At 34.5% G+C, this 16,735-nt stretch carries 21 protein-coding genes and 1 tRNA gene; 8 read left to right on the top strand and 14 right to left on the bottom strand.

Going from position 1 to position 16,735, the window contains the following annotated elements; translation table 11 throughout:
- Window positions 1-63: 63 nt before the first annotated feature.
- Window positions 64-828, top strand: a complete 765-nt coding sequence (locus ACFOY7_RS02015; protein ID WP_390248883.1) for a helix-turn-helix transcriptional regulator — start codon at window positions 64-66, stop codon at window positions 826-828.
- Window positions 829-834: 6 nt separating this feature from the next.
- Here the strand turns inward: ACFOY7_RS02015 and ACFOY7_RS02020 are convergent, their stop codons facing one another.
- From ACFOY7_RS02020 to ACFOY7_RS02045, 6 genes are all read right to left on the bottom strand, one after another.
- The gene (locus ACFOY7_RS02020; protein ID WP_390248885.1) at window positions 835-1,512 is read right to left on the bottom strand and encodes a response regulator; all 678 of its coding nucleotides are present in this window, start codon (window positions 1,510-1,512) and stop codon (window positions 835-837) included.
- 189 nt (window positions 1,513-1,701) lie between these two features.
- Window positions 1,702-2,121 (bottom strand): glycosyltransferase, encoded by a 420-nt coding sequence (locus ACFOY7_RS02025; RefSeq protein ID WP_390248887.1) that lies wholly within the window; start codon window positions 2,119-2,121, stop codon window positions 1,702-1,704.
- Window positions 2,122-2,237: 116 nt separating this feature from the next.
- Entirely contained in the window at window positions 2,238-2,726 is a 489-nt protein-coding gene (locus tag ACFOY7_RS02030) for a hypothetical protein (RefSeq protein WP_390248889.1), read from the bottom strand.
- Complete coding sequence (locus ACFOY7_RS02035) at window positions 2,719-3,078, bottom strand: helix-turn-helix domain-containing protein (protein WP_390248891.1); 360 nt, start codon at window positions 3,076-3,078, stop codon at window positions 2,719-2,721. Before ACFOY7_RS02035 ends, ACFOY7_RS02030 begins: the two co-directional genes overlap by 8 nt.
- A 51-nt stretch (window positions 3,079-3,129) precedes the next feature.
- The gene (locus ACFOY7_RS02040; RefSeq protein ID WP_390248893.1) at window positions 3,130-4,248 is read right to left on the bottom strand and encodes a glycosyltransferase; all 1,119 of its coding nucleotides are present in this window, start codon (window positions 4,246-4,248) and stop codon (window positions 3,130-3,132) included.
- A 170-nt stretch (window positions 4,249-4,418) separates the two neighbouring features.
- On the bottom strand, window positions 4,419-4,850 hold the full coding sequence (locus ACFOY7_RS02045; protein WP_390248895.1) for a DUF5392 family protein: 432 nt from the start codon (window positions 4,848-4,850) through the stop codon (window positions 4,419-4,421).
- A gap of 175 nt (window positions 4,851-5,025) precedes the next feature.
- Here ACFOY7_RS02045 and ACFOY7_RS02050 point away from each other — a divergent pair, with 175 nt between their 5' ends.
- The 4 genes from ACFOY7_RS02050 to ACFOY7_RS02065 all read left to right on the top strand — a co-directional run bounded on the left by ACFOY7_RS02050 (window position 5,026) and on the right by ACFOY7_RS02065 (window position 7,789).
- Window positions 5,026-5,745 (top strand): metallophosphoesterase family protein, encoded by a 720-nt coding sequence (locus tag ACFOY7_RS02050; RefSeq protein ID WP_390248897.1) that lies wholly within the window; start codon window positions 5,026-5,028, stop codon window positions 5,743-5,745.
- Window positions 5,746-5,860: 115 nt separating this feature from the next.
- Window positions 5,861-6,223 (top strand): GntR family transcriptional regulator, encoded by a 363-nt coding sequence (locus tag ACFOY7_RS02055; RefSeq protein ID WP_390248899.1) that lies wholly within the window; start codon window positions 5,861-5,863, stop codon window positions 6,221-6,223.
- A complete protein-coding gene (locus tag ACFOY7_RS02060; RefSeq protein WP_390248901.1) occupies window positions 6,223-7,098 on the top strand; it encodes an ABC transporter ATP-binding protein in 876 nt (291 codons plus the stop codon). The genes ACFOY7_RS02055 and ACFOY7_RS02060 overlap by 1 nt, the downstream gene beginning before the upstream one ends.
- Window positions 7,088-7,789 carry a hypothetical protein gene (locus ACFOY7_RS02065; RefSeq protein ID WP_390248903.1) on the top strand — a complete coding sequence of 234 codons (702 nt, stop codon included), beginning with the start codon at window positions 7,088-7,090 and terminating at the stop codon, window positions 7,787-7,789. The genes ACFOY7_RS02060 and ACFOY7_RS02065 overlap by 11 nt, the downstream gene beginning before the upstream one ends.
- 227 nt (window positions 7,790-8,016) lie before the next feature.
- Here ACFOY7_RS02065 and ACFOY7_RS02070 read toward each other — a convergent pair whose 3' ends face one another.
- The 3 genes from ACFOY7_RS02070 to ACFOY7_RS02080 all read right to left on the bottom strand — a co-directional run bounded on the left by ACFOY7_RS02070 (window position 8,017) and on the right by ACFOY7_RS02080 (window position 10,817).
- Window positions 8,017-9,093 (bottom strand): Gfo/Idh/MocA family protein, encoded by a 1,077-nt coding sequence (locus tag ACFOY7_RS02070; RefSeq protein ID WP_390248905.1) that lies wholly within the window; start codon window positions 9,091-9,093, stop codon window positions 8,017-8,019.
- A 311-nt stretch (window positions 9,094-9,404) separates the two neighbouring features.
- Window positions 9,405-9,878, bottom strand: coding sequence for a tRNA (uridine(34)/cytosine(34)/5-carboxymethylaminomethyluridine(34)-2'-O)-methyltransferase TrmL (gene trmL / locus ACFOY7_RS02075; protein ID WP_390248907.1), 474 nt, complete (start codon window positions 9,876-9,878; stop codon window positions 9,405-9,407).
- An 87-nt stretch (window positions 9,879-9,965) separates the two neighbouring features.
- Complete coding sequence (locus ACFOY7_RS02080; RefSeq protein ID WP_390248909.1) at window positions 9,966-10,817, bottom strand: amidase domain-containing protein; 852 nt, start codon at window positions 10,815-10,817, stop codon at window positions 9,966-9,968.
- 206 nt (window positions 10,818-11,023) lie between these two features.
- Here ACFOY7_RS02080 and ACFOY7_RS02085 point away from each other — a divergent pair, with 206 nt between their 5' ends.
- Together ACFOY7_RS02085 and ACFOY7_RS02090 are read left to right on the top strand one after the other, a co-directional pair.
- Window positions 11,024-11,317, top strand: a complete 294-nt coding sequence (locus ACFOY7_RS02085; RefSeq protein WP_390248911.1) for a hypothetical protein — start codon at window positions 11,024-11,026, stop codon at window positions 11,315-11,317.
- A 136-nt stretch (window positions 11,318-11,453) separates the two neighbouring features.
- On the top strand, window positions 11,454-11,606 hold the full coding sequence (locus tag ACFOY7_RS02090) for a hypothetical protein (RefSeq protein ID WP_390248913.1): 153 nt from the start codon (window positions 11,454-11,456) through the stop codon (window positions 11,604-11,606).
- A gap of 26 nt (window positions 11,607-11,632) precedes the next feature.
- On the opposite strand, the gene ACFOY7_RS02095 is transcribed toward ACFOY7_RS02090, so the two are convergent.
- The 4 genes from ACFOY7_RS02095 to ACFOY7_RS02110 all read right to left on the bottom strand — a co-directional run bounded on the left by ACFOY7_RS02095 (window position 11,633) and on the right by ACFOY7_RS02110 (window position 15,224).
- A complete protein-coding gene (locus tag ACFOY7_RS02095; RefSeq protein WP_390248915.1) occupies window positions 11,633-12,157 on the bottom strand; it encodes a methylated-DNA--[protein]-cysteine S-methyltransferase in 525 nt (174 codons plus the stop codon).
- A gap of 12 nt (window positions 12,158-12,169) precedes the next feature.
- Entirely contained in the window at window positions 12,170-13,300 is a 1,131-nt protein-coding gene (gene queG, locus ACFOY7_RS02100) for a tRNA epoxyqueuosine(34) reductase QueG (protein WP_390248917.1), read from the bottom strand.
- 18 nt (window positions 13,301-13,318) lie between these two features.
- A complete protein-coding gene (locus tag ACFOY7_RS02105; RefSeq protein WP_390248919.1) occupies window positions 13,319-15,019 on the bottom strand; it encodes an ABC-ATPase domain-containing protein in 1,701 nt (566 codons plus the stop codon).
- Window positions 15,020-15,150: 131 nt separating this feature from the next.
- Window positions 15,151-15,224, bottom strand: a tRNA-Gly gene (locus ACFOY7_RS02110).
- A gap of 338 nt (window positions 15,225-15,562) precedes the next feature.
- Between ACFOY7_RS02110 and ACFOY7_RS02115 the strand changes: the two genes are divergently transcribed.
- On the top strand, window positions 15,563-15,697 hold the full coding sequence (locus ACFOY7_RS02115; protein WP_390248921.1) for a lmo0937 family membrane protein: 135 nt from the start codon (window positions 15,563-15,565) through the stop codon (window positions 15,695-15,697).
- 42 nt (window positions 15,698-15,739) lie between these two features.
- On the opposite strand, the gene zupT is transcribed toward ACFOY7_RS02115, so the two are convergent.
- A complete protein-coding gene (gene zupT, locus ACFOY7_RS02120) occupies window positions 15,740-16,555 on the bottom strand; it encodes a zinc transporter ZupT (RefSeq protein WP_390248923.1) in 816 nt (271 codons plus the stop codon).
- Window positions 16,556-16,735: the final 180 nt, after the last annotated feature.

The raw sequence follows: 16,735 nt of genomic DNA on the forward strand, positions 1-16,735 counted from the left end.
TTATATAATAAATGCCATATCGTCCGGCATAAACAGTATATTTATAGAAAGCTGGTGTTATTAATGAAAATAGAGTTTTGCGGGTATTCTTATCACGAACAGAAATTCCATACATCACACAAATCTCGTTTCGGTTCTTACCTTTTTCGGTTACAAATAGATGGGGTAGCAAAAGTGAAAGTTAATGACTTAACACATGATATTGAGAAAGGACACTTATTAATAGTCAAGCCAAATGAAAATTATGAACTATTTGTATCAGAAGAGCAGAATAGTGGGGATTTTCATTTATATTGTGAAGGAGACTGGATTGGTCAACGATTTAACCATGCACCAACCTTATCAAAAATACAAGTGGATGATACATTAATAGACTTATGGCACCATTTAATTATTGAAGAACGAAGACCTTTAAAAGAAAGAAACAGTGAACTTACACATTACTTATTAAGCGCACTGTGCATTTCTTTAGAAAGGATATTAGACCGAAAAAGTAATGAAATTCAAAGGCCTTATATTGTTACCAGAATGATGCGGTATATTGAAGAGAATGCTACTAAACAAGGGTTTCAAGTCCATGATGTTGCTGAACAATGTAATCTAAGTGTATCTCGTTGTGTACATTTATTCAAAGAGCATGTCGGAATTACGATTATCGAATATGCACAAAATATAAGGTTATCAACGGCGATCAATCAAATGAAATATACAACAATGACTTTAGAGAATATTGCCCAGAATTGCGGCTTTGGTTCTTATTCATATTTTCACCGAGTCTTTAAAAGAAAATATCAAATCTCACCGGGCAATTATCGTGAGAAAATGTAATGATGCTTAGCCTGTCATTTCCGAAAGCATTTGCAATAATTCTACGCGGTTTTTAATATTTAATTTCTTATATATAATGGATAGGTAGTTTTTCACTGTACCCTCGCTTATCCCAAGGTTGTCAGCAATCATTCGGTTCGTCCAACCTTTTTTCATTAGCTGGATAATCTGCCATTCCCGCTTATTGAAATCTTGACGATGGTTAAAGTGCTCTTTTATATAATGTAGTGAGCTTTCACGTTCTAATTTCAATAGATGGTTAAGTCTTTTGGAAAAGTAGTGAACCATCTTTTGGGGTGCTACAAACTTACCATCAACAATAAATCTGAGCGTTGCTTTGAATTCGTCCAGTCCTGAACTTTTTAAAATATACCCGTCAGCACATACAGTTAATACTCTCTCAATAGATTTCTCATCATCATATGCCGACAATAAAACAACTTTAATATTCGGATAAATTTCTTTTAGTTTTCTGGCACATTCCATTCCATCCATTATAGGCATATGGATATCCAACAAACATAGAAATGGACGAACTTCCTTCTGTTTAATAAAATCAATTACTTCCTGGCCATTTTTTAACTTGCCAATAACTCTAAATTCGCTCATATCTTCCACAAAATTTGTAATCATATCACGAAATAATGTCTGAGCCTCTGCTACCACAACTGTATGTTTTGTCATAACTAATTCCCCCGCTTTTTTTATAACCAGTCATTCAATAGTAATAATTTATTTGGAAATATTCATCTTTTACATGATGTTTTATAAATAATGGAGATGTCTAAATGACGATCTTTCCAACTCTTTTTTTATTATAACGTATATTTCGTTCTTTTAAAAGAACATTTTAGTTTAATTTCCCTATTTTATTTATTTCTTTTCTGTTTCTCTTATTAATTTTAATAATTCGGATATGTCTTTACTCCATATCTTATGATCTAAATAAGTATTACAATGGTCACTGTATTTAGAGGAATAAACAGGCTTGTTTAAGCGAACCGCTTCCTTTAATAAAGAACAAGTATCATCCCATTCAATATAGATATCAGCCTCTTTTACATAACGATATAGATTATTTATATTAGCGATTATCTCTATATCTTTATACATCCTGTACTGAAGAATCCATTCGCTTAAGTATTTATTATAATTACTTTCACCAAAAAGGTACCATCTTACCGATATATGCTTCTCTTTAGCTAATTTACAAACAGAAATAAAATTATCGATATGCTCAGTGTGTTGCCAAGCATTAGGGATTAAAACCCTGATTCCATGATATTTATCCATAAAACCTTGTCCAATTTTACTGGCTAATTCTTGGTTAGGTTCTGAAAAGTTGTCTCTAACATACTTAACTGGTAAGCCTTTTTTATGAAAATGAAAGTGAACCGTTGAAGAGTTTGTTAAATTAAGATGACTTTCTGTTTTAAAAACTCTACACTTTCTGGTTGAAATAAATGATGGTAGACGATTATTTTCTTTGCAGCAATCCTTTCTTTCACATAATACTGGGGCAGCCCTTGAGAAAAAATAACCACTTCATCATAAAAGCGATCATCTTTAATAATCCTGCTTTTCATATGCTGCCAATATATCTTGACAAGTGCAGGATAATTATAGGTTGCTAGACGAATATTTTTCGGAATAGAATATGACAAAAATTGATAGAATCCCTTTTTCCGTCCTTGTTTAACTTCATTGTTCCACGAGAAAGGTGGTAGCATTTTACCTATATTACTCAGTTGCCTGTAAACGAGAGAGTGATATTCTAATAATTGTATATAAATCTGATTGTTTTCTTTATAATGGGATTGACTTAAACTAACTATTTGATTATGAGAAATGATTGGATCAAAAGGATCAATAACCCATAAAATTGTTTTCCTATTCATTTTCTTCCACCTTTTGCGGCTTTTCTTCTCTATTATTTTTCCAACGAATAAATTCAAATATTATTTTATATTCATCAAGACTATATCTTTCTAAACCTAATGATTTTAATTCGTTAACAAAGTCCAACCATTCTCTGTCACTAACTAATACATCTCCTTCATTCTGAAGCAGTGTAGCCAAATCAACATTTAAAACTTCTGCTAGTTTTTCCACAACTTGTATAGATGGATTATCATTCAAATTCCTTTCTAAATTACTAAGATAGGACTTCGATATTTTGGACTTCACAGCAAGTTCTGATAATGTCAATCCCTTTTGCTTTCTGATTTTACTTATATTTGTACCTATCATTCATTACAACCTCTAATCAAAATTTTTATCTTACCGTCTGATAGAATGTAACTAAATCCCTTCATCTCTTAAATACAAGTATTTCTCTTCTGTATATTTCGTAATTTTATTTACATCAAACCCTTTCTCGAATAAAATGTCTCTCTGTATCGGCACTCTAGGTTTTGATTTAAATAATTCTTCCATTTCACGAACCCATTCATTTTTCTTATCGAGTGATAAAAATTGAACGTTACCTGAACCTAGGTCAATTTCTTTCGTTATTGAATCAGATACTAATGCTGGTAATCCCGCACATTGAGCCTCAATTACACTAACAGGAAAACCTTCATGAAGTGATGGAAAAACAAATAGATCAAATGATTGCATCCATTTTTCCACATCTTCTTTTTCCCCCAGCATAAACACATGATCCTGTAACCTATATTGAACAACAGTTTCTTCCATCTGCTTTTTAAGTGGGCCATCCCCAATTAATACAAGCTTTGCTTGGGGAATTTTCCTTCTTAATGCTCTAAAAATATCAAGTAGAAATAGATGGTTTTTCTGAGTGGTGTAGCCGCCAACATGACCAATTAAAAAGTTATCTTCGTTTAAGTGAAGTTTCTGTCGGTATACTTCTCTTACAGATGTAGAATAAAGAAATTTTTCAAGGTCCAATGCATGTTGAAAGAACTCTGACTGTTTCGATTTCCATTTGAATAACCAATCAGCTGATTCTGTAGAACACGCAAAATAATCAGTAGCATGAATGGGTACAAATAATCCTATTGCAGATTTCCATAATTTTGTCACAAAACTCCCTTCTATTGCTGTGTTATAACTATGCGCAATACGAACAGGGATACGTACTCTTCTTGCTTCTCTAAGTGCAATAGCACTTAATTGATCAATATGACTATGAACAATAATATATGAAGCATGGCGTTTAAAAAAACTTTTTAACGAACGCTTATATACTAAATATCCCGCTTCATTAATGGAAGGAATTTGGTATAAATGGCCACCCATTTTTTGTATTTCCTCATCAAAAGCACCTTCCTTCGTTGTCAAAAAATCAAATTGTATTTTCTTCCGGTTAATGTTCCGATACATATTCATTAATAACGTAGGAACACCGCTATGATTCATGCAATCTACAATATGTAATATTCTCAATGCACTTTCCATATAAATCCTCCTTTTTAGTATAAAGAACAAGTTATCCTTTATAAAGAACACAATAATATACTCTCATGAATGCTATATAGTGTCAACTTTTTTCATTAAAACGATTAAACGTTCTTGGAGATGAACTCCGTTGTTTATGCATACAAAAAAACCACTAGTTCCCTAGTGGTTTACTCTTGAGTCATACGCTTCCGCTCGTTCTCTTCAGTTAAGAAATTCATAAATGTCTGAATACCCATTCTTGGTTGATTTTTAATTAATGAAATGTAGTCTTTCTTCTTATAATCGTTAATAAAGTCACTTTTTTCTATTCGATTAACAATATGCTCCATTTCAAGTTCTTTAATTTGTTTCTTAATGCGTTTACTCTCTTTAAATAGAGCAAGACCTACAGATGCCATTAAAGCATAAATGAATAAGGCTGCAAGCATATCATTTTGAAAGCCTCCAAAAAACAAGAAAAATATTAAATTAAAAAACGATATAGCAATTAATGGTGTAGCGAACATCATATATTTTGTATTTTTCTTCATTAAGGGTCCAATCTTTGCAAATAGGTTCTCTAACTCTTTTTTTATAAATAACGGTATTTCAGTTGTCATAAAGGAAAACACTTTATACCCTCCTTTTATATAGGATATACCCTCTTATATAACATGTGAAAACATTTCTATTTATAACTATTATAATGTAAACCCTTCGGTCCAGTCAAAATCTATGCTTTACCTTGAATCAATACAGATTAATAGCTTATCATAAATAAAGGAGGTGTCTAACATGAAACTAGCTTTGATATCTGATATACATGGAAACAGTGTGGCATTAGAAGCAGTATTAGCAGATATAGAAACACGGAACGTGGATCAAATTATTGTTTTAGGAGACCTTTGCTACAGAGGACCAGAACCAAAACAAGCACTGGACTTGATTCGGGCCTTAAATGCAAAAGTGATAAAAGGAAATGCAGATGAATGGGTAATTAGAGGTGTAAATCAGGGAGAAGTGCCTGATAAAGCACTAGAACTAATGAAAATGGAACAAGCATGGATCCGTCAAAAACTGAGTGATGCAGATGTGCAATATTTAGAACAATTGCCTAGTGAGTTGTCATTAACTTACGGAAATATGTCCATACACGCTTTCCATGCCACTCCGCATAGTTTATTTGATATCGTTCTTCCTGAGCAGACAAACGAAGAGCTTTTAATGAAACTTACAGCAAATAGGGATGCAGATTTATATATCTATGGACATATTCATAGAGCATACATGAGAGTCGTTAATGGTAAGACAATTATTAATTCAGGGAGTGTCGGCTTACCATTTGATGGTCTTAATCAAGCCTCCTATGCTATTGTGGAGATAAATGACCAGTCATTTATAACAAGCCATATTAGAGTACCTTATGATATCGAACAAGTGTGTAAACAATATGAAGCGAATAACTATCCTAATAAAGAGATGATGCAACAGATCATCCGAACAGGTAGTAACTAAAAGCAGCGAATTACCACGTTGCTTTTTTTATTTTTCAAAAAAGGCTTGCAATAACATTTTTATAGTTATATAGTTAGTTACATGAGTAACTAACCGAACAGGTGGTGAGAGAAAATTGTCTGAAAGATTAAATGAAGATCGGCCGATATTCCAGCAGATTGCTGATCTAATTGAAACAAACATTGCTGAAGGTGAGTTAAAAGCCAATGATAAGATACCTTCTACCAATGAGTTTGCCAAGCACTACCAAATTAATCCAGCCACCGCTGCTAAAGGGATTAACATACTTGTCGATCAGGAGATTATATATAAAAAGCGAGGTGTGGGAATGTTTGTAACTGAAAATGCAAAGAACATTGTTTTAAAGAAAAGAAAATCACACTTTTTTGACCAGTATGTAAAACCAATGCTAGCAGAAGCAGAGCGAATAGAAATGAGTAAGGAGCAATTAATTTCTTTGATTAAGGAGGAAAAATAATGATAATTAAAGCGAAAAATGTAAGAAAACAATATCATAAGAATGTTGCATTAAATGATTTAAACCTTACATTGGAAGGTAATAAAATCATTGGGTTACTTGGTAAAAATGGAGCTGGCAAGACAACATTAATGCGCTTGTTAGCAGGGCACTTCTTAAAATCCGGTGGAGAGTTAACAATAAATAATGAAGCACCTTTTAATAATTATGCTGCCATGAAAAACGTTTGTTTAATTATGGAGAGCAACAACTTTCATGACAAATTTCGAGTTAAAGATATTTTAAATATATCTGCTAATTTTTATCCTAACTGGGATCGAGAATATGCAAATCACTTAGTAAATGTTTTCCGTTTAAATAAGAACCAGAAAGCAAAAACACTGTCCAAAGGGATGTATTCTGCACTCGGTATCATTGTCGGTTTAGCGAGTAATGCTCCCATAACTATATTTGACGAACCTTATATCGGATTAGATGCAGCTTTTCGTTCTACATTCTATGACCTGTTACTAGAAACATACCAAAATAACCCGCGATTAATTATCTTGTCCACTCATTTAATTGATGAAGTGAGCAAATTATTTGAAGAAGTAGTTATTTTGCATGAAGGTACATTGATGCTGCATGATACTGCTGACAACTTAGAACAAAAACACATTATTTTAACAGGCAGTAAAGAAGAGATTGACCAAATTACTTCCGGAAGAAATATTATTCATGATTCGACCATGATGGGACAAAAAACTGTTGTGTTGTACGATGAAAATATAACGGAGGCAGGCAGTCTAAAGGTTAGCAAAGCTAGTTTACAGGAGTTATTTGTTTATTTAACAAAAGAAGAGGTGAATAAATATGTTCGAACAAATGAAATTTAATCTTTATTATTTGTTAAAATCTTCATGGGCGACTGTATTGATCTTTTGGGGAATTTATACTGGATTCATTGCTTTTATGTTCTTACTCGCTATCTCCTTTCAGTCATCCAGCATTGAAATTATTGGTTTTAATACATTACCAAGCCTGATTTTCACCGCAGTGTTTGCCTCATTATTTTTTAAGGAAACTTTTCCGTCGATTATTAAATATGGCACAACCAGATTCAGCTATCTTGTATCAATGATTGTTTATATAGTCTTGTATGCGACAGTCATGACTATTATTAGCAATATTTTAATAATGTTTATCAATTGGTTTTCAGATTTTTTTAAAATTACCAACTTTCAATTTTATGGACTTGATACAAGCTTTGAAGGTACTGTTAGTAAATCGGATATCTTTGTGTATGAAGGGCTGTTGTATATATTGATATTTCTTTTTTGGCTGATTATTTCCAGCTTATTTTTCAGATATGGCTATAAAATCAGCGCAATCTTTATTGTGATCATTGGCATACCTTTCTTTATCCGATCGTATGCAGAGGAAATCATTGATTTATTACGTTATCTGATCATAACGGAAGAGCAGTATACTGCATTGGCTTTTCTGATTCCTTACAGTATACTAGCGATTGGAATTTGGCTTATTATCAGAAATGCGAGTATTGTGGATAAACTGTCCAACAAATAGAATAGAGGAACAGCCTGTCGCTAATTTTGAAGCTTCAGGCTTTTTCCTCAATATAATCTCCACTTTTAATGAATGCTTCTAAGCTTCACAATCTTTTTCACTGATTGAAAAAGAGAGATCAATGTTAAAGGCTATGAATACTAGTGTAATAAAAGTTAGTAAATCATTTAATTGTGTATCAATAAAGTAACTTTCATCATTAATTAGTGAAAAACATTCTTTAATCATTATTTTGTTACATCGATTGCTTTCTCTTGTGCAAGTATGCAGAGTTCCGCTGCCTTAAATGCATGCTCTTGGGTCATTGCATTTTCGGTTCGGTTAATACAATCCTTAATCAGTTCCCCAAAGAACGGATAGCCAACCTTCCCATTCACATCAAAATGCTGTTCTCCAACCTTATTTACTAAGTAGACATGATTGCCACCAGTTCCTCTTGCCAATTCTACATATTTACGTACTTCAATTGTCCCTTCTGTACCGACAATAAATGTTCGTCCATCTCCCCATGTACTTAGACCATCAGAAGTAAACCAGTCAACCCGGAAAAATTGTGTTGCTCCATTATCTCCTTTTAATGTTGCATCACCATAGTCATCCAATTCAGGATATTGAGGGTGATCATAGTTGCCAATTTTACTATGTAATACCTCCGCATCCTTACACCCTGCGTAAAATAGAAATTGTTCTATTTGGTGACTGCCGATGTCACATAGAATACCACCGTATTTATCTTTCTTAAAAAACCAGTCAGGTCTGCTTGGTGCGTTTAACCGATGGGGACCGAAACCTGTTACTTGAATTACTTTCCCAATTGCACCTTCTTGAACAAGTTGTCCAGCATAAACAGCACTTTCTACATGAATTCTTTCACTATAGTAAACCATATACTTTTTACCGGTTTCTGCAACTACTTTTTTTGTTTCTTCTAATTGAGCTAATGTTGTAAAAGGTGTTTTATCAGTAAAATAGTCTTTACCTGCTCTCATAACACGATTCCCCAGTGCACTTCTTTCGGAGGGTATTGCGGCGGCAGCTACTAATTTAACATCTTCATCTGCTAAAATTTGTTCAATTGAATCGGCTTGTTTAGCTTGCGGAAATTTATTCAGGAAGTTATTAACCTTCTGCTGATCAGGATCATAAACCCATTTCAATGTTCCACCAGCTTCTATTAGTCCATTACATTGTCCAAAAATATGACCATGATCTAGAGCGATCGCTGCAAAAACAAATTCTCCCGGCTGTACCACTGGGTTTGGCTTTCCCTTTGGAGCATAATACATTCCATCTTTATTGCTCATTCTACCTCTCCTTTCCAATTTCACACTTTCTATTGTAAGGGTTTTCTTTAATGATTACTATAAAAAACCTTTCAGTAAAATCCATTTTCCTTTACTCATTTGTTCTCCTAAAACAATAAATTAGTTTGCTAAACAATAAAAGTGTCACTCCAATCAAGTTCAAAAACCTTCTATACATTTGATTCTATAGTAAACGTGCAGATAAAAAAATAACTAGTATTGTTGTATTTTTGAGTTTAATTGACTGAGAGTGCTTTGATCAGATAGGTAAGGTAGATGAAAATAAAACTAACCACAGCATTCTGCTGTGGTTATACCAGTCCAGGAAATCCTTGTTGCTTCATTACATCATATATTATGATTGCAGCAGTATTGGATAGGTTTAATGAACGAACTTTATCTGTCATATGGATACGTAAGCACTGATCTTCTTTTCCAACTAATAATTCTTTTGGGATTCCATTTGTTTCTCTCCCAAAAACAAAGAACAAATCCTTCTCCTTATCACTAAAATCAAAATCAGAATAATATTTGCTTCCGAAATTTTCAATATAATAAAATTCTGCTTTAGGATACACTGTATATAATTCATCTAACGAATCATAGTAATGAATCCTTACATCATGCCAATAATCAAGTCCTGCACGTCGTAACATTTTGTCATCTGTCGAGAAACCTAATGGTCTAATCAGGTGCAGTTGAACGTTTGTTGCAAGACAAGTTCTTGCGATGTTTCCCGTATTTGCAGGAATCTCTGGTTGAAATAAAACTACATGTACTGCCAATTTATTCACCTCTATTAAGTAATTGCCTAAGCCATTATATCATATTCTTCATCCATTCTGGATATTTCTAACTTTACGCTAAAGACTTCAATTTCCACCAATTCGAAAGAAACGATATTGACATTGTGGTGTCCAAGCAGCAGAATCTTGATAAGTCCAATAGCGATGGCGACTGTTATTTGTATGAGCATTAACTAATGGCATATTTTCACTATCCTTGGCGACTACGATTGTGTTATGATCCCACCTGCCATCACCCTGGAAATCGTAACATATTATGTCACCAGGTAGTAGTTCAGTTGGGCTGTCAATCAATTTAGCTTGAAACGTATTTCCTCTGCTGCTCATGTACCAGCGGAAAGAGTGTGCAACAGACCAACTATAACTCCAACTGCTTCCACTATACCACCAACCTTTCGATCGGTCAGGTGCTCCAGTCATAGGAGCCCCTCCTGCTCGCAGGCATTGTGAAATGTAATTAGTACAGTCATTATCTTCAAAATAGTTATAAGCAGGATTTACATCATTCCACCAGCGTTCAGCATACTGAACTGCCGCTCTTCTATCATAGGAAAAACGTTGCTCTATATCTTCCATTGCTATCGGTTGTTCCGTATATCGTTCATCCCCGCTTGCTTTAGTATATGCACCTTCCTCTAGCAGCTTACTGTCAATAAATATTGCATACCTGTCTAATACCTCTTCTTCATGATAAAAAGAATAATCATCTTTTATCATACATTTAATATGTAAGGAGTAATAATAATTTCCATCATTCCCCACTGTGCAGTTTTTTCGTTTTATTCCTTTCACTACTATCCATTCAATTTTTTTATTATTACTATTATGTAATTGCTTTTTTCGATAAATGGGATGGTTTGTAGTTTTATCATTAAATCTTTCTTGCCAGAGCATTTTTAGTCTTACCAATTTGTTCATAATCATCTCCCCTTTTTAATACTTATTCAATAATAGCAAGGAAAAGAATTAGATATAAACTAATGGAAGATTACAATAATATTACAAAACGAAGACTAGTATTTAAAATTTATTATAGAATGATTAAAAACGTTATTTTTATGATTATGATTACTTCTCTTTGGGTAGAAGTATTGTGAGGAAAATAAATGAGGAGGAATTCTAAAATGAAATTAACGAAAAAAATGACTTCAATGCTTGGTGTATCTGTTTTATCCCTAGGAATATTAGCTGCCTGCGGAGACGCTGAGGAAGATCCAGTAGAGGAAGCACCAGCAACTGATGCTCCAGCGATAGGAGATGAAACTCCTGAAGAACCGGCTACTGGCGAGGAAACTCCTGCTACTGAGGATCCAGCTACGGATGAAGAAAACTCTTTAGGTACACCGGAAGATGGAAATACTGATGGAGCAGAACTGGAAGAAGACACTGATATGAGTGAAACAGAAGAAAGTCAATAAGGAATGGCAGGGTAAGCATTTATTGCTTACCCTTTTCAATTGTAAATATAAGGTTAATTTTGTTAAAAAATGATAAAATGATAATTTTTTCTATTATTATAAGGTATTATAGATTGATAGAAGGGAGGGGTGGACAATGAAGAAAAAATGGTTATCCATTTTCGCCGCAGCAATCTTTTCAGCAAGTTTACTTACAGCTTGTTCAGGAGATGATGGGGAAGCAGAAAATCAAACTGAAGATCAAACTGAAGATCAAGCAGAGACAAATACTGAAGAATCTGCTGAATAATGAATTAATTATAAAAGGGTTAGGATTTACCTGAATCCTAACCCCTTTCCTTTCTCTAACTCTAATAAATATGTTTTTTTCTCTATGCCGCCCCCGTAACCAACAAGCCTGCCGTTTGCACCAATTACCCGATGACATGGAATAATAATAGAAACAGGATTCTTATTATTTGCACCACCAACTGCTCTCAGCGCTTTAGGTGAATCTATTTTCTCTGCTAGTTGTTTATATGACCATGTTTCACCATAAGGTACCGATATTAATGCATTCCAAACTTTCTTTTGAAATTCTGTGCCAAACAACTTATATTTTATAGAGAACTGACTGCGATCACCTCGAAAATACTCGCTTAGTTGATGCTGAACATCTTTTAAGATATTACTATCATACTCTAACAATGTAGGAAGGTTGTATTTTTTGCACCATTTTAACAACTTCTCTTGATTCTTTTCAAACTCTCCAAACTCCATTGCAAGAATTGTATCATGGTCACCAACAAGTGTTAACATACCGATTGGTGAAACCATCTCCGTATAATAAAGCTTGTCCATTTTGTTCAGCTCCTATTTTTGGAATGCTAATCCTTTTTTCATTTCTTCTATTACTTCTTTATCATTTTCCTTAACCATTGCTTCTTTTATTTTTTCGAAGCCTTCTTCTATCCCTATTTTCCCTATCGCCCATGCTGCTGTTCCCCGAATTACAGGTCTAGGGTCTTCTTCCATTAATCGAATCAGTTCCCCAAGTGCACTTGTTTCTTTATAATGAGCAAGTGCTAAAATAGCATTTCTCTGAAGTGGTTTTTTCCCACGCCAAGAACCACTCATCTTCCCAAATTTCTCTTTAAATTCGCGATTAGTTATTTTCAATAAATCAACAAGACGCGGTTTAACTAAATCCGGATCTGGTTCAAATTCCTTGTGGTAATGCAAGTCAACTCCCTTATTGTAAGGACAGACAACCTGGCATGTTTCAAATCCGTATATTAAATTCCCTAATTTATCTCGGTGTTCGTCCGGCATAAATCCTTTGGTTTGAGTTAAAAATGCGAGACATTGTTGAGCATTCAATCTTCCTGGTTCAACAAGCGCTCCTGTTGGACAAGCATCCAAACATTTCGTACAATCTCCACAACCATCATCTAATGGCAAATCAGGTTGAAAAGGAATATTTGTAATCATCTCACCTAAATAAATGTAAGATCCTAATTCCGGGGAGATCATTAATGTATTTTTCCCACTAAACCCAATTCCTGCACGTTCAGCAACAGCTCTATCAGATAATTCCCCTGTATCTACCATAGAGCGATAAGCGAAACCATCTATTTTCTGATTAATAAAATCTGCTAGTTTAGTTAATTTCTCTTCAAGAACAATATGATAATCTGTTCCCCATGATGCACGACAGAACATCCCACGTCTATCACCTTTTACACTTTTCGGCCCATTTTTAATTCTTGTCGGGTATGCGAGTGCAATAGCAATAATGGATTCCGCACCTTTCATAAGACGAGTTGGCTCTGTCCTTTCTTCAATGGTACCTTTTTCGAACCCCGATGCATAACCTAATTCCTGTTGTTCTTCCAATCTTGCTTTTAGTTGAGAAAATGGGGCCGCACTTGCGAATCCAATCTTATCGATCCCAATTTCTTTGCTATATAAAATTATCTCTTCCTTAAGTTTTTCATATGCCATTACACTCACCTCCTTGAATTATTTCACTTTTGCTGTTCGCATTCGATTGAAACATGCAGCTATTTCGAATCTTCTCGGTCTTGCCAGATCTCCAGGATGTTTGCCAGGATACTGCGACAGCTCCTGTAACCCCATTTCCTCCATTACAGATTCCAAATAGTCTAATAACTCCATTAAAGTCCATTCCTTTTTAAGCACACTATTTTCTTCCAAATAACGAATAATTTCCGCCAGTGTATTTGTTTGAGAGCTATCCACTAATTGTTCTACGTTACTTAGTTCAATCAATGTTTCGCCCATTTGAATTGAAGATAGCCCGCGCGCCTGTACTCTCTTTTTCTTCCCTTTTCTCAATGATAAACTATTCGGTAAAAAAACTCTCTTATTCTCATGCTTAGATATATCTGTTACATGGAATGTTCTGTTTAATGGGTACTTTTCTACAATCATTTTTGCCTCTTTTGTTACATTGTGAGGTAAATAATGATCCATCATTATCACATTATCACTGACATCAAAATAGTCACCAGACCCGCCCATCACAAGAATCGTAGATACATTTAAATCATTATACAGTTGTTTGATTTTATCAATAAATGGAGTAATCGGTTCTTTATCTTGATGTACTAGTGCGTTCATTCTAGCATCACGTATCATAAAGTTGGTTGCACTTGTATCCTCATCAATAAGTAATGTGGCAGCGCCTGCCTCTATTGCCTCAACTACATTCGCCGCTTGCGAGGTACTTCCGCTAGCATTCTCTGTAGAAAAATTCTTTGTGTCTTGAGCATGGGGCAGGTCATTAATAAATGTTGAAATGTTAACAGAAGTGATTTGTCTGCCATCTTCTGCTCTGATTTTGACAGCATATGGGTCTGTTACTACATACTCTCTGCCATCACCATTTATATGAGGGTAAACACCTCTTTCGATTGCATGCAGTAACGTGCTTTTCCCATGATATCCTCCTCCAACGATTAAGTTAATCCCCTGCTTGAGCGCCATTCCTGATAATGGCTTCTCCCTATGTGGTATCATTATTTCCACCCTATTTTCTTTAGGGCTTCTGAATGGAACAGCGCTCTTAAGCGGTCTGTTACTGATACCACTTTCTCTTGGTAACACTGATCCATCTGCAATAAACACAATCCACCCATTTTCTCTCATTTGTTTACGGATTTCTATATGCTGATCAGCTAACTGGGCACTCTCCCTTAATTCTTTATCTGATATGGAAAAGATAGATCTCTGCAAAATAGAGGGAATGAGTTTAAGAAATAATCTTTCTGCCTCCCGTCCATTAATCCTTCTTCCATTTGCGGGTAAACCAATTGACAAACAAATAGTACACTCATTTTCACCTAGTAACACTGCTGTTCTTTCTAAAATTTCTTGTCCAGGACTATCTATATAAATTAGTCCACTCTTTCCCGACCCTTTAGCTTTATCAGATTCCTTTTGAATAGCTTCTGATACTTTTCTTGCTATTCGGTCACTCACATAAACCCTTCGTTGTTTATTCTCTTTCCACTCGTTTTTAATTGGACGTGCGTTATTTGGCACAATAATCCGAATCCTGGATGGTGATGCGAATGGATCACCTTGTACATAGTCTACATGTAGTTGAAAGTCAGAAAATTTATAACTGCCTTGTATCGATTTATATGCTTTATAACCTTTCCCATCAATGTTATTTAAGTATTTTTGTAATTGTTTCACTAAGCAAAACTCCTCATTAATTGTACTCCTTTTTATAGGATACATTTACTCAAGGGAATGAAGCAAATTTTTTATAAAATAAAAAACGTAATGCTTCATTTAAAACGAAACACTACGTTCACACCTATGTATGGAGCGGGTGAAGGGAATCGAACCCTCGACATCAGCTTGGAAGGCTGAGGTTTTACCACTAAACTACACCCGCATTGTAAATTAAATATATCACATATGTTTTTCACGCTCATCCATGCCCCTGTATCTTCCCGCATATTCTAGGAAGTTAATGCTTCGGGGCAACTCGTCCCTTACTCGGTAGATGTTATGCTCGTGGCTGAGGTTTTACCACTAAACTACACCCGCATAAAAAGTTATAAATCTACCTCTTTACTAAAACTTCAACAATGTTTTACAAATACTTAACAAAATCATTGGTCTAATTATAACAATTACCTACATTAAATGCAAGTATATATTGAAAAGAGTTTACTTCCATTCACAAAGGGTATTATATATACAAATACTTAATGAATAGGAGAGAATATAATGATCTGGACAATTATAGGTATATTACTTTTAATTTGGATTGTTGGCTTTTTATTAGATGTTGCTGGTGGACTAATTCATATTCTACTAGTTGTAGCATTGATCGTGTTTATTTACAAAATGATACGGAAATAAAAAAGCGGACAACTGTCCGCTTTTTTACTGCAAATATTTATTTTAGATAAACAACAACAAACTTATTGCCATAACAGCCATGCCGGCAATAAGCCCATATATTGAAGTATGTGCTTCATCATACTTTTTTGCTGCAGGTAAAAGTTCATCCAGTGAAATAAACACCATAATTCCCGCAACTGCTGCAAAAATTATTCCAAACATTAAATCATTTAAGAATGGCATAAGGAATAAGAATGCCATTAAAGCACCAACAGGTTCAGCTAAACCTGATAAGAAAGACAGTTTGAATGCTTTTTTCTTATCACCTGTTGAGAAATAAATTGGAACAGATACAGCGATTCCTTCAGGGATATTATGAATAGCAATCGCAACAGCAATCGCAAATCCTAATGCAGGATCTTGTAAAGCCGCAGTAAATGTTGCGATCCCTTCAGGGAAATTATGAATGGCAATAGCTAATGCAGTAAATGTCCCCATTTTCAGTAATGCACCATCTCCATTTGCTGCTTTATTCTTATTCATATCCTCAACCTTCTTCAAATTATGAGGATTTCCATGAGAAGGGATAAATTTATCTATAAGCGCAATTAATAACATCCCGCCAAAGAACCCAATCACTGTCAGCCATTGACCTAATACATCACCTTTCGCATCAGTGAGTGCATCTTGTGCTTTAATAAATATTTCTACCATTGAAACATAAATCATTACACCTGCTGAGAAACCTAATGCCCATGATAAAAATTTTGTATTCGTCGTTGAAGTGAAAAAAGCTAATAAACTACCAACACCTGTTGCAAGCCCTGCCATTAACGTTAAACCAAATGCTATTAAGACACCATCTATTTCTGCCATAGACCTGATACACCTCTCCCTACATAGTGAAATAACTAGCTAAAGTAGTATATGTTGCTTTAGCAAAAAGTTTCACTTACGAAACATCTTACTCCTCATCTAAAATTTCGTCAATATTTTTATTTAAAATCAGCTCACGGATTCAATGGTACAGACTTCGTCAATTACATTATGAATAAT

Source organism: Gracilibacillus xinjiangensis (genome assembly GCF_042651765.1).
GTDB classification, from domain to species: Bacteria; Bacillota; Bacilli; order Bacillales; family Amphibacillaceae; genus Gracilibacillus; species Gracilibacillus xinjiangensis.